The organism is Pseudacidovorax sp. 1753 (assembly GCF_040544975.1).
Lineage (GTDB): Bacteria > Pseudomonadota > Gammaproteobacteria > Burkholderiales > Burkholderiaceae_C > Xenophilus.
This window is the reverse complement of the sequence record NZ_JBEPKY010000025.1, coordinates 1-11,810: the sequence shown is the minus strand read 5'-3', so window position 1 is coordinate 11,810 and position 11,810 is coordinate 1. Positions and strand designations below refer to the sequence as shown.

At 67.7% G+C, this 11,810-nt stretch carries 11 protein-coding genes and 1 pseudogene; 10 read left to right on the top strand and 2 right to left on the bottom strand.

Going from position 1 to position 11,810, the window contains the following annotated elements; translation table 11 throughout:
- Window positions 1-2 precede the first annotated feature (2 nt).
- Window positions 3-1,565 (bottom strand): alkyl hydroperoxide reductase subunit F, encoded by a 1,563-nt coding sequence (gene ahpF, locus ABIC63_RS25085; protein WP_294372539.1) that lies wholly within the window; start codon window positions 1,563-1,565, stop codon window positions 3-5.
- Between the two features lie 252 nt (window positions 1,566-1,817).
- The gene (ahpC, locus tag ABIC63_RS25080) at window positions 1,818-2,381 is read right to left on the bottom strand and encodes an alkyl hydroperoxide reductase subunit C (protein WP_354321792.1); all 564 of its coding nucleotides are present in this window, start codon (window positions 2,379-2,381) and stop codon (window positions 1,818-1,820) included.
- Between the two features lie 253 nt (window positions 2,382-2,634).
- Here ahpC and bfr point away from each other — a divergent pair, with 253 nt between their 5' ends.
- The 10 genes and pseudogenes from bfr to ABIC63_RS25030 form a co-directional block, all read left to right on the top strand.
- Window positions 2,635-3,111 (top strand): bacterioferritin, encoded by a 477-nt coding sequence (bfr, locus tag ABIC63_RS25075; protein WP_295374261.1) that lies wholly within the window; start codon window positions 2,635-2,637, stop codon window positions 3,109-3,111.
- 212 nt (window positions 3,112-3,323) lie between these two features.
- Entirely contained in the window at window positions 3,324-3,968 is a 645-nt protein-coding gene (locus ABIC63_RS25070) for a PepSY-associated TM helix domain-containing protein (RefSeq protein WP_354321791.1), read from the top strand.
- Between the two features lie 47 nt (window positions 3,969-4,015).
- The gene (locus tag ABIC63_RS25065; RefSeq protein WP_354321790.1) at window positions 4,016-4,549 is read left to right on the top strand and encodes a DUF2271 domain-containing protein; all 534 of its coding nucleotides are present in this window, start codon (window positions 4,016-4,018) and stop codon (window positions 4,547-4,549) included.
- 44 nt (window positions 4,550-4,593) lie between these two features.
- Window positions 4,594-5,403 (top strand): DUF4198 domain-containing protein, encoded by an 810-nt coding sequence (locus tag ABIC63_RS25060; RefSeq protein WP_354321789.1) that lies wholly within the window; start codon window positions 4,594-4,596, stop codon window positions 5,401-5,403.
- A gap of 2 nt (window positions 5,404-5,405) precedes the next feature.
- Window positions 5,406-6,479, top strand: a complete 1,074-nt coding sequence (locus tag ABIC63_RS25055; RefSeq protein WP_354321788.1) for an FAD:protein FMN transferase — start codon at window positions 5,406-5,408, stop codon at window positions 6,477-6,479.
- Window positions 6,476-7,831, top strand: a complete 1,356-nt coding sequence (locus tag ABIC63_RS25050; protein ID WP_354321787.1) for a sulfite reductase subunit alpha — start codon at window positions 6,476-6,478, stop codon at window positions 7,829-7,831. Before ABIC63_RS25055 ends, ABIC63_RS25050 begins: the two co-directional genes overlap by 4 nt.
- A 230-nt stretch (window positions 7,832-8,061) precedes the next feature.
- Window positions 8,062-10,389, top strand: coding sequence for a catecholate siderophore receptor Fiu (locus ABIC63_RS25045; protein WP_354321786.1), 2,328 nt, complete (start codon window positions 8,062-8,064; stop codon window positions 10,387-10,389).
- A gap of 84 nt (window positions 10,390-10,473) precedes the next feature.
- Entirely contained in the window at window positions 10,474-11,154 is a 681-nt protein-coding gene (locus tag ABIC63_RS25040; RefSeq protein ID WP_294372559.1) for a Fe2+-dependent dioxygenase, read from the top strand.
- A 118-nt stretch (window positions 11,155-11,272) separates the two neighbouring features.
- Window positions 11,273-11,545: a (2Fe-2S)-binding protein gene (locus tag ABIC63_RS25035; protein WP_043112580.1), complete on the top strand. Its 273-nt coding sequence runs from the start codon at window positions 11,273-11,275 to the stop codon at window positions 11,543-11,545.
- Between the two features lie 104 nt (window positions 11,546-11,649).
- Window positions 11,650-11,810: pseudogene (locus ABIC63_RS25030) on the top strand (energy transducer TonB); the annotation flags it as partial.

The window sequence follows — 11,810 nt, the reverse complement described above, 5'->3', positions numbered from 1 at the left end:
GCTCAGGCAGCCACGGGCGCGCTGGTGCGGATCAGGTGGTCGAAGGCGCTGAGTGCCGCCTTCGCGCCCTCCCCCGCGGCAATGATGATCTGCTTGTACGGCACCGTGGTGCAGTCACCCGCAGCGAACACACCCGGCACCGAGGTCTGGCCCTTGGCGTCCACGATGATCTCGCCGTGGCGAGACAGCTCGACCGTGCCCTTGAGCCAGTCGGTGTTCGGCACCAGGCCGATCTGGATGAACACGCCTTCCAGGTCCACACGCTGCTCCTGGCCGGTCGCGCGATCCTTGTAGGTCAGGCCGTTCACCTTGTCGGTGCCGGTGATGGATGTGGTCTGCGCGTTGGTCAGCACCGTCACGTTGGGCAAGCTGGCGAGCTTGCGCTGCAACACCGCATCGGCGCGCAACTGGGTGTCGAACTCGATCAGCGTCACATGGCCCACGATGCCGGCCAGGTCGATGGCCGCCTCGACGCCGGAGTTGCCGCCGCCGATCACCGCCACGCGCTTGCCCTTGAACAGCGGGCCGTCGCAGTGCGGGCAGTAGGCCACGCCCTTGTTCTTGAACTCCTGCTCGCCCGGCACGTTGATGTTGCGCCAGCGGGCACCGGTCGACAGGATCACGGTCTTGGCCTTGAGCGTGGCGCCGCTTTCCATGCGCACTTCGATCAGGTCATTGCCCGGCACCAGCGCCGATGCACGCTGCAGGTTCATCACGTCCACGTCGTAATGGCGAACGTGCTCGTCCAGCGCCAGCGCGAAGTGCGGGCCTTGCGTCTCCTTGACGGAGATGAAGTTCTCGATGCCCAGCGTGTCCAGCACTTGGCCGCCGAAGCGCTCTGCCGCCACGCCGGTGCGGATGCCCTTGCGGGCCGCGTACACCGCTGCCGCAGCGCCTGCCGGGCCGCCGCCGACGATCAGCACGTCGAAGGCTTCCTTTGCGCTGAGCTTCTTGGCCTCGCGCTCGACGCCGCTGGTGTCGATCTTGGCCAGGATCTCTTCCAGACTCATGCGCCCCGAGCCGAACATCTGGCCGTTCATGAACACGGTGGGCACGCCCATGATCTGGCGGTCCTCGATCTCCTTCTGGAAGGTGCCGCCTTCGATCATGGTGGTCTTGATGCGCGGGTTCTGCACGGCCATCAGGTTCAGGGCCTGCACCACGTCCGGGCAGTTGTGGCAGGTCAGCGAGACGTAGACCTCGAATTCGAAGTCGCCGTCGAGTTGCTTGATCTGGTCGAGGATGGCCTGCTCCACCTTGGGCGGATAGCCGCCCTGCTGCAGCATCGCCAGGATCAGCGAGGTGAATTCATGACCCATGGGCAGGCCGGCAAAGCGCGGGCCGTCGGTCTGGCCAGGCTTGTTGATCGAGAACGAGGGCTTGCGGTCATTGCTCTCGGCGTGGTCGATCACGGTGACCAGCTTCGACGTGCTGGCGATGTCCTGGAGCAACTCGCGCGTCTGTGCCGACGCCGGCGAGTCGTCCAGCGCAGCCACGATCTCGATGGGCTGGGAAATGCGCTCCAGGTAGCTGGAAAGCTGGGCTTTGGTGGCGGCGTCAAGCATGGCGGTGTCTTTCTGGCGTTCGGGTCTTCAATGGGAGATGGGCCTCGGGGCGTTGGCCCGACGGCGGGGCTCGTCTCCAGCATCTAGGGACGGGCCGGCAATAAAAAAGCCCGAGTCACAAGGGTGCCCCGGGCTCGGGGGCAGCTGCTGCGCAGCCGCCCGGCAGGCAGGTTCAGGCGTGCGCCGTCCACCCTCCGATAAGGGAGTGCATCCGGCACGGGAAGCCTGACGCCAACCGGGCGAAGGGCATGCTCAGATCTTGCCGACCAGGTCGAAGGAGGGCTTCAGGGTGGCGGCGCCTTCTTCCCACTTGGCGGGGCAGACTTCGCCCGGGTGCGAGGCGACGTACTGGGCGGCCTTGACCTTGCGCAGCAGGTCCTTGGCGTCACGGCCGATGCCTTCGGCGGTGATTTCCAGGGCCTGGATCACGCCTTGCGGGTCGACGATGAAGGTGCCGCGGTTGGCCAGGCCCTGGTCTTCACGCAGCACTTCGAAGTTGCGGCTGATGGCCAGCGTGGGGTCGCCGATCATCGTGTACTTGATCTTGCCGATGGTCTCGGACGAGTCGTGCCAGGCCTTGTGGGTGAAGTGGGTGTCGGTCGAGACCGAGTAGATCTCCACGCCCATCTTCTGGAACTCGGCGTAGTGGTCGGCCACGTCGCCCAGCTCGGTCGGGCACACGAAGGTGAAGTCGGCCGGGTAGAAGAAGAAGACGGACCACTTGCCCTTGACGTCGTCGCTGGAGACGTCGACGAACTTGCCGTCCTTGTAAGCGGTGGCCTTGAAGGGCTTGATTTCGGTGTTGATCACGGACATGTGCGGTTCCTCTTGAGGTCGAAAAAACTTGCGAGGCTCTAGTATATGCATGAGCCAAAGGAAATTGATAGATAAACACTATCGATCGGGATCCCTGTAGCTATGACGAAGTCGGTGTGCGCGGCCCGACCGATACGAACGCCTCTCACGATCAAACGCATGCAGACCAGACCGGCCGGGTCTTGCCTTGTCGGCACTGGAGTGCGCCCGCACAATCCGCCCCTTCGGGACCCTCCGGTCCGAGGACGAGAACATGCAAGGCGATCCCCAGGTCATCGATCATCTCCAGGCCCAGCTCAAGATCGAGCTGACCGCCATCAACCAATACTTCCTTCACTACCGGATGCTCAAGCATTGGGGCTTCGACAAGCTGGCGAAGAAGGAATATTCCGAATCCATTGAAGCCATGAAGCACGCGGACAAGCTGATGGACCGCATCTTCATGCTCGACGGCCTGCCCAACCTCCAGGACCTGGGCAAGCTCAACGTGGGCGAAGACGTGCCCGAGATCCTCGATTGCGACCTGCGCACCGAGCAGGGCGCGCAATCCACGCTCAAGGCGGGCATCGCCTACTGCGAATCGGTTCGCGACTTCGTCTCGCGCGACCTGCTGGAGGACATCCTCGAAGACACGGAAGAGCAGATCGACTTCCTGGAGACGCAGATCGATCTGGTCGGCAAGGTGGGCTTGCAGAACTACCTGCAGTCGCAGATGGGCGACGCCGACTGAGTCGGCCGGGCGCACGGCGCCACGATTCGCCGAGCTTTATCAAGGGCCCTTCGCGGGCCCTTGCCGCTTCATGAAACTTTACCGACACGCGTCGCTGCGAATTCGATAGCAATAGACATCGGCACAGCAACGATGTCTCCGCATCCGCGACTTCCTGCCCAGAAATCAAATAGCATCCATTCTCATTTGCGCCGATAGAATCCGCGGCGCCGATGACATCCCCCGCCTCTTCCGCCCGCCGCGCCTACTGGCTCAAGACCCTCCATGAATGGCACTGGGTGAGCTCGGCCTTGTGCCTGGTGGGCATGCTGCTGTTCAGCCTCACGGGCATCACGCTCAACCACGCGGCGGACATCGAGGCCAGGCCGGATGTCCTCCACAAGACGGCCACGTTGCCACCGGCGCTGCGCGACGTCTTGCGGCAGCAGCAACCCGATGTCGACCGACAGCACCATGGCCGCGCACCCGCCCCGGCCGCACTGGCGAGTTGGCTGAAATCGCAGTGGGCCGTCGACGCCGGCGGGCAAGAGGCCGAATGGTCGGCCGACGAGTTCTACCTGTCCCTGCCCCGACCGGGCGGCGACGCCTGGGTGCGCATCGCCCTGGACGACGGCAGTGCCGAATACGAGCGGACCGATCGCGGCTGGATCGCTTACCTCAACGACCTGCACAAGGGCCGCCACACCGGGGCGGCGTGGCGATGGTTCATCGACGTGTTCGCAGCCGCCGCCCTGCTCTTCTCGCTCACGGGCCTGCTGATCCTGAAGATGCACGCCGGCCGCCGCCCCTTCACCTGGCCGATGGTCGGCATGGGCCTGCTCGCGCCGCTGCTGCTGGCCTTGCTGCTCATCCATTGACCGCCTCTTTCCCGCCCTTCCCTCGCTTCTCTTTCAAAGGACGCTCCGTGCAGCTTCGCTATCCCCTTGCGCCTCTCACCCTGTCGCTGCTGTTCGCCGGCCCGGCCGTGGCCGCCGGGCTCGGAGTCAACATCGAGATTCCGCGCCTTTCGGTCTCCGAGTACCACCGGCCCTATGTGGCGGCCTGGATCGAACGGCCCGACAACACGGTGGCCACGACGCTGGCCGTCTGGTACGACGTGCGCACCCGCGCCAACAACCCCGAGGGCGAAGGCACCAAGTGGCTCAAGGACCTGCGCCAGTGGTGGCGCCGCACCGGCCGCGAGCTGTCCGTGCCCATCGACGGCGTGACCGGCGCCACCAAGCCGGCGGGCCGCCATGCACTCGCCTTCACCGAAGGCAGCAAGCCGCTGGGCCAGTTGGCGCCGGGCAGCTACCGGCTGGTCGTCGAGGCCGCCCGCGAGGTCGGCGGCCGCGAAGTGGTGACCGTCCCCTTCCAGTGGCCGCCCGCCAAGGCCGAGCAGGCCGGCGCCGCCGGCAAGGAAGAGCTGGGCGAGATCAAGCTCGATCTCAAGCCCTGACCGCCCCCAGCCGCCCCTCTCCACATCCTTTTTCGGAGCCTCCCATGCGCACTCCCTTCCGTCTCGCCACCCTGGCCCTGGCCCTGGGCCTTTGCGCCACCCTCGCCGCCCAGGCGCACAACCTCTGGCTGCTGCCCTCCACCACCGTGCTGTCCAAGCCCGACTGGGTGACCGTGGACGGCGCCGTCTCCAACGACCTGTTCGTCGCCAACCACTTCCCGCTCAACCTCGACAACCTGCAGGTCACCGGCCCCGACGGTGCCGCCGTGAAGCCCGAGAACACGGCCAAGCTCAAGTACCGCAGCGTGTTCGACCTGAACCTGGCGCAGCCGGGCACCTACCGCATCGCCGTGGTCAACAGCGGCGTCTTCGCAAGCTGGAAGGACAAAGCCACCGGCCAGCCCCGCCGTGCACGCGGTACGGCCGAGAGCATCGGCCGCGAGATCCCGGCCGATGCGCAGGACGTCGCCGTCACGCAGTCGCTGGGCCGCGTGGAGACCTTCGTCTCGGTGGGCAAGCCGACGGCGCTCAAACCGACTGGCCAGGGCCTCGAACTGGTGGCGGCGGGCAGCGCCACCGACCACGCCAAGGGCGAGAAGTCCGGCTTCACGCTACTGCTCGATGGCCAGCCCGCGGCGGGACTGGACGTGACAGTCACGCAGGGCAACACCGTCTACCGCGACAAGCTGAACGAAACGACCGTCAAGACCGACGCACAGGGGCGGTTCGACATCACCTGGCCCGCAGCCGGCATGTATTGGCTGGAGGCGAGCACGCGCGACGCCAAGACCTCGCTGCCGCAGGCCAAGGAGCGGCGGCTCAGCTACGCGGCCACGCTCGAGGTCCTGCCCTGAGCGTGAGCGCTTCGTCCTCCACCGGGCGCGACCGCCCGGCCAACACGCCGCTGTCCTTCGCCCGCTGGCAGGCCGGCGGCTATGCGCCGATGCGCATGCCACGACCGGCCGACCCCGCACGGCTGCAGTCGCTGGCGGGCCAGACCATGGGCACCCACTGGTCGCTGCGTCTGGACAACCCGCGGATGCTGCCGCTCGGCGAGGTGCGTGCGGCGGTCGAGGCGGTGCTGGACGATGTCGTTGCGCAGATGAGCCATTGGGCGAGGGATTCCGCCCTCAGTCGCTTCAACGACGCGCCGCCGGACAGCTGGCATGTCCTGCCCGGCGGATTGGCGCACGTGCTCGGCCGCGCCCTGCATTGGGCACAGGCCGGCGACGGCGCCTTCGATCCGACGCTGGGCGCCTTGGTGGCGGCCTGGGGCTTCGGACCCGACGCCAGCGCCTCGCCCGCCTGGCCGGACTCGCGCACGCTGGCGATGGCGCGGGCGCGCTATGGCTGGCGCCGGCTCGATCTGCGGGACGAAGCGCATGGCCGGTCAGCCAGGCAGCCCGGCGGCCTCAGGCTGGACCTGTCCGGCATCGCCAAGGGCCACGCCGTGGACCGCGGGGCAGAGGCGCTCGCGGCCATGGGCCTGCACGACTTTCTCTTCGAGATCGGCGGCGAACTGATCGCCCGCGGCCAACGCCCGGACGGACGGCCCTGGCGGGCGCAGGTCGCGGCCGCCGACACCGATGCCCAGCCGCCGCTGGTCCTGCCGTTGCGCGACGAAGCCGTCGCCACCTCGGGCGACCACTGGCATGTGCGGGAGCACGCGGGGCGGCGCTGGTCGCACACGCTCGATCCGCGCACCGGCGAGCCGGTCGGCCACGCCCTGGCCGCCGTGACGGTGGTGCACGCCAACTGCATGGATGCCGATGCGCTGGCCACGCTGCTCACGGTCATGGGCATCGAGGAAGGGCTGGCCTTCGCGGATGCGCACGAGGTCGCCGCGCTCTTCACCGAGCGCCTGCCGGCTGGCACGCTGCACCGGCAGGCCAGCCGGTGCTGGCGCTTCGGCATCGGCACCGCGTCGTGAGCGAAGCGCTGCGCCACTGGACGGCCGGCGGCGCCACGCTGGCCTATGCCGCGCTGTGCGCCGCCATCTACGCCAGGCAACGGCACCGGGCGAAGGCGCGGAGTGATGCAGTTGCGGATCTCTCTGGCACCGCCGATTCCCCAGTGCTGGTCCTGCACGCCACGCAGACTGGCCTGGCCGAGCAGTGGGCCTGGGCCACCGCAGAAGCCCTTCACCGCAGCGGCACGCCCGCGCGCGTGCTGGCACTCAACGCACTGGATGCCGACCTGCTGGCCGGCACGCCCCGCGCCCTGTTCATCGCCAGCACCTACGGCGAAGGCGACGCCCCGGATGGCGCGGGCGCGTTCGCCGACGCGGTGATGCACCGCCCGGCCGCGCTGGCCCACCTGCGCTATGCCGTGCTGGCACTGGGCGACCGGCAGTACCGCGACTTCTGCGGCTTCGGCCGGCGGCTGGACGCCTGGCTCCAGGCGGCGGGCGCCACGCCCGAATTCGCGCGCATCGACGTGGACCGCGGCGATCCCGAAGCGCTTCGGCGTTGGCACGAACACCTCGGCCTGACCGCGCCGACCGCCAGCGCCGACGCCGAAACGGCCTTCCACCCCTGGACCCTGCGCCAGCGCGAGCACCTGAACCCCGGCAGCCTGGGCGGACCGATCCATCGCCTGCACCTGCAGGCGCCTGCCGGCATGGCCCCGCACTGGGAGGCGGGCGACCTGGTCGACCTCCACCTGGACAGCGACCCCACGCGGCCCCGCGCCTACTCGATCTGCTCCATTCCCGAGGAAGGCGATCTGCAGCTGATGGTGCGGCAGACCCGGCATCCGGACGGCCGGCCTGGTGCCGCGTCGGGGCTGCTGACAGAGACGCTGCAGCCAGGCCAGTCGGTGCCGCTGCGGCTGCGCCCCCATCCCGGCTCCCGCCTGCACCCCGACGCGCAACGACCTCTGCTGCTGATCGGCAATGGCACCGGCCTGGCCGGCCTGCGGGCGCTGCTGCGCGAGCGCATCCGGCGCGGGCAGCATGAGAACTGGCTGGTCTTCGGCGAGCGGCAACGCGCGCACGACCGACTGCTCGACGACGAATTGACCGCGTGGCAGGCCGAGGGCCGTCTGGCGCGGCTGGACCGGGTCTTCTCCCGCGACGACGACGATGGCGCCTATGTCCAGCACCGCCTGCTGCGCGAAGCGGCACAGGTGAGCGCCTGGTGCGAGCGTGGCGCGGTCATCCACGTCTGCGGCAGCCTGCAGGGCATGGCCTCGGCGGTGGACCTCGCGCTGCGCCAGATCCTGGGCGAGCCGGCGATGCAGTTGCTCCACCGCGAAGGCCGCTACCGGCGCGACGTGTACTGAGGCGCGGAAACACCGTCACGGCATCACGCCCGTGGGGCAGCGTTGCCGCAGGGCCACACCGGTGCGATTCCGATGCGCCGAGACCGCCTCGATCCCTCCAATCTTGTTGCGAGTCGTTATCATTCACGGCGCTGCAGCATCGACTGCTGTGGCTCCTGCCAGCCACGCGCCCTCCCCGTTGCGCCAGCCAAGCGAAACACGCAACGCAATCAGCTTCCGGAGGGAATCCCATGGCACAACACATCAAGAGCCGCAAACACGCGGTGCCGCGCAAAGCTGCGGGCTGGACCGGCGCCGCCGCCGCCACGCTCGTGGCCATCGCCGCGCCTGCGGGCGCGCAGACCGCCTCGTCCACCACCGATACCACCGCCAGCACCAGCACGCTGCGCGAAGTCCGCGTGGAGGGCGCCCGCGAGTCGTTCAAGGCCGACACCGTCTCCTCGCCCAAGTTCACGCAGCCGCTGGTCGACACGCCGCAGACCATCACTGTCATCAAGAAGGAAGTGCTGCAGGAGCAGGGTGCCAACACCCTGACCGAGGCGCTGCGCAACACGCCCGGCATCACCTTCCAGATGGGCGAGAACGGCAACACCTCGACCGGCGACGCCGTCTTCCTGCGCGGCTTCGACAGCTCCGGCAGCATCTTCGTGGACGGCGCGCGCGACGTCGGCACCGTCACGCGCGACATGTTCAACGTCGAGCAGGTCGAGGTGGTCAAGGGCCCGGCCAGCGCCGACATCGGCCGCACCGCGCCCACCGGCTACATCAACCTGGTGAGCAAGGTGCCGCAGGCCTCCAATTTCTTCGCTGGCAGCGTGAGCCTGGGTTCGGGCGACCAGAAGCGCGCGACGGCCGACATCAACCGCGTGCTCAACGCCGAGGGCACGATGGCCCTGCGCCTGAACGTGATGACGCAGGACAGCGGCGTGCCGGGCAGGGACGATGTCAAGAACAAGGGCTGGGCCATTGCGCCGTCCATCGCCTTCGGGCTGAACACGCCGACGCGGGTGATCCTGCAGTACCAGCACGTCAACCAGCGCAACAGGCCGGACGGCGGCATTCCCACCGTCGGCCTGAAGGGCTACTACCTGGACCAGTTGAAAGGCATCGGCGGCAATGGCCCGCAGCCCGACACCAGCAACTACTACGGCTGGCTGTCCGACCACGACAACGTGGACGCCGACATGTTCACGGCCCGGATCGAGCACGACTTCGACTCCGGCGTGAAGCTGCGCAACCTCACGCGCTGGGGCCGCACCGACCAGGACCTGGTTCTCACCGCCCCCTTCAGCAACGGGCTGCTGACGCCCTCGGTCACCAACCCGCTGACCTGGTCGACGCGGGTGCTGCCGCAGGGCAAGGGCCAGCGCAACGAGATCCTGACCAACCAGACCAACGTGACGGCCGAGGCCACCACGGGCAGCATCAGGCATTCGATCAGCGCTGGCCTGGAACTGGCGCGCGAGCAGCAGGACAACACCACGATGGCCGCCACCATCAATGCGGCCAACGGAGTGCGCACGGTGTCGGCCGGGACGGTGTCCTACCAGGCCTACAACAGCCTGTACATGCCGAACCCGTACCGCGCCTTCGTGCCCGTGCTGCCCACCGGCGCCAGCACCGAAGGCACGACCAGCACGGCCGCGCTGTATGCCTTCGACACGCTCAAGTTCAACGAGCAGTGGCAGCTCACGGGCGGCCTGCGCTGGGAGCATTACCGCACCCGCTTCACCAGCCTGGCCGCGCCGGTGAATGGTGTGCAGACGGCGCTCACGCAGGAGGGCTCGGACAACCTTCTGACCGGCAAGCTCGGCGTCGTCTACAAGCCGGCGGACAACGGCAGCGTCTACGCCGCCTATGCGACCGGCGCGCAGCCGCCGGGCGGCAACTTCAGCTTCCCCACGTCGCTGACCACCGCCAACGTCAACAACCTGAGCCTCGATCCGCAGAAGTCCAAGACCGTCGAGCTCGGCACCAAATGGGATGTTCTGGACAGGCGCCTCGCACTGTCGGCCGCCGCCTTCCGCACCAAGAACGAGAACGAACAGGTGCAGGTCGACACCTTCGGCAACTTCGAGCAGTACGGCAAGACGCGCGTGCAGGGCCTGGAGCTGAGCGCGGTCGGCCAGATCACGCCGGCCTGGCAGATCATCGGCGGCCTGGCCCGCATCGACACCAAGATCCTCGAAGGCTCGCGTACCAGCACCACGCAGAACGGCGCACAGATCCGCTATTCGCCCAAGCTCACGGCCACGCTGTGGACGAGCTACAAGTTCCCCTTCGGCCTGACGGTCGGCGGCGGGGTGCGCTACGTGTCGACCCAGCAACGTTCAACCTCCACGGCGGCGATCACGCCCACCAGCTTCTTTCCCGAGGTGCCGAGCTACACCGTGTGGGATGCGATGGTGGGTTATGAGATCAACCGCAACGTCAGCATCCAGCTGAACCTGTACAACCTGGCCGACAAGTTCTACCTGGCGCGGGTGAACAACGGCGGCAACCGGCTGGTCATGGGTACGCCGCGCTCGGCACTGCTGAGCGCCAACTTCCGCTTCTGATCGCCTGCCGCCGCCTCAGGGCGCGCAGTCCCCATCCACCCGGCCGCCTGGCCGGGTTTTTCGCTTGTCGAGGAGAACGACACCATGATGGTCCATGTCCCCGAAGTCCTGAACCCCGAGCAGGTGCGGCAGCTGCGTGCGGCGCTGGACGCCGCCGAGTGGATCGACGGCCGCGACTCGGCGGGCCCGCAGGGCGCGCGGGTCAAGAACAACCGGCAGCTCTCGGAGCAGTCGCCCGTCGCCCAGGAACTGGGCGGCGTGATCCGCGAGGCGCTGGCCCGGCATCCACAATTCTTCTCGGCGGCCCTGCCTCTGCGGGTGGTGCCGCCGATGTTCAACCGCTACGAGGGCGGCGAGACCTATGGCCTGCATGTGGACGGCTCGGTGCGCTCCCTGCCGGGCGGCGGCGGACAGCTGCGCACGGACCTGTCGTGCACGCTCTTCCTGTGCGACCCACAGGACTACGACGGCGGCGAACTGGAGGTGGTCGACACCTACGGCACGCACGAGGTCAAGCTGCCCGCGGGAGACCTGGTGCTGTATCCGTCGAGCAGCCTGCACCGCGTGCAGCCGGTGACGCGCGGCGCGCGGGTGTGCTCCTTCTTCTGGCTGCAGAGCATGGTCCGCGACGACGCCCGCCGCGGACTGCTGTTCGAGCTGGACCAGAACATCCAGAGCCTGCGCGCCCGCCTCGGCGAGACCGACGAGACGGTGGCGCTGACCGGCACATACCACAACCTGCTGCGGATGTGGGCCGAGGTGTAGCTCACGCCCCATCGAAGACACCCTTCTTTGCAGTGAGGATAGAGATTGCGAATGCGAGAAATTCGTATTTATAATCGTCCAACTTCTTCCTCACAGCCAGCCAACTGCAGCCACCGCCATGATCGTCTGTGTATGCCGCCGAGTGTCGGACCGCGAGATCGTGCGGCATGCCCGTGCAGGCATGAGTTTCGACGAGATCCAATTCGAGCTCGGTGTGGCCACCCAGTGCGGCCGCTGCGAAACCTGTGCCCGCGACGTGGTGGCCCAATGCAGTGCGTCGCATCCGGTTGCCGCCCTTCACAGCGACATCGAACCCCGCGCGATCCAGCTTGCCACTGCCATCACGGAGAGCAAAGCATGGAATTCGTCGCAGCCCTCGTCGGCGGCCTGATCTTCGCCGGCTCGGTCTGGTGGGTACTGCGCCGCTAGATCCTCTTTTCTGATCTACGCTCACCGGCTCTGCATGCATGGCCGGGCTGTGTTTCTGGGTTGACCGTGTCGAGCCGCTTTTCCTCTCCCCCCTCTTCTCCCCTCGGCGTCTCCCGCACGACCTTGATCGTTGGCGGCGTGGTGCTCTTCCATGCCGCAGCGCTCTGGGCGCTGCAGAGCGGGCTCATCCGCAAGGCCGCCGAAGTGATCGTGCCGGTGGAGATCCT

Bases quoted from the DNA above. Each gene is read 5' to 3' on its own strand.
- ahpF (WP_294372539.1), bottom strand. From the start codon at position 1,565: ATGCTTGACGCCGCCACCAAAGCCCAGCTTTCCAGCTACCTGGAGCGC.
- ahpC (WP_354321792.1), bottom strand. From the start codon at position 2,381: ATGTCCGTGATCAACACCGAAATCAAGCCCTTCAAGGCCACCGCTTAC.
- bfr (WP_295374261.1), top strand. From the start codon at position 2,635: ATGCAAGGCGATCCCCAGGTCATCGATCATCTCCAGGCCCAGCTCAAG.
- ABIC63_RS25070 (WP_354321791.1), top strand. From the start codon at position 3,324: ATGACATCCCCCGCCTCTTCCGCCCGCCGCGCCTACTGGCTCAAGACC.
- ABIC63_RS25060 (WP_354321789.1), top strand. From the start codon at position 4,594: ATGCGCACTCCCTTCCGTCTCGCCACCCTGGCCCTGGCCCTGGGCCTT.
- ABIC63_RS25045 (WP_354321786.1), top strand. From the start codon at position 8,062: ATGGCACAACACATCAAGAGCCGCAAACACGCGGTGCCGCGCAAAGCT.
- ABIC63_RS25040 (WP_294372559.1), top strand. From the start codon at position 10,474: ATGATGGTCCATGTCCCCGAAGTCCTGAACCCCGAGCAGGTGCGGCAG.
- ABIC63_RS25035 (WP_043112580.1), top strand. From the start codon at position 11,273: ATGATCGTCTGTGTATGCCGCCGAGTGTCGGACCGCGAGATCGTGCGG.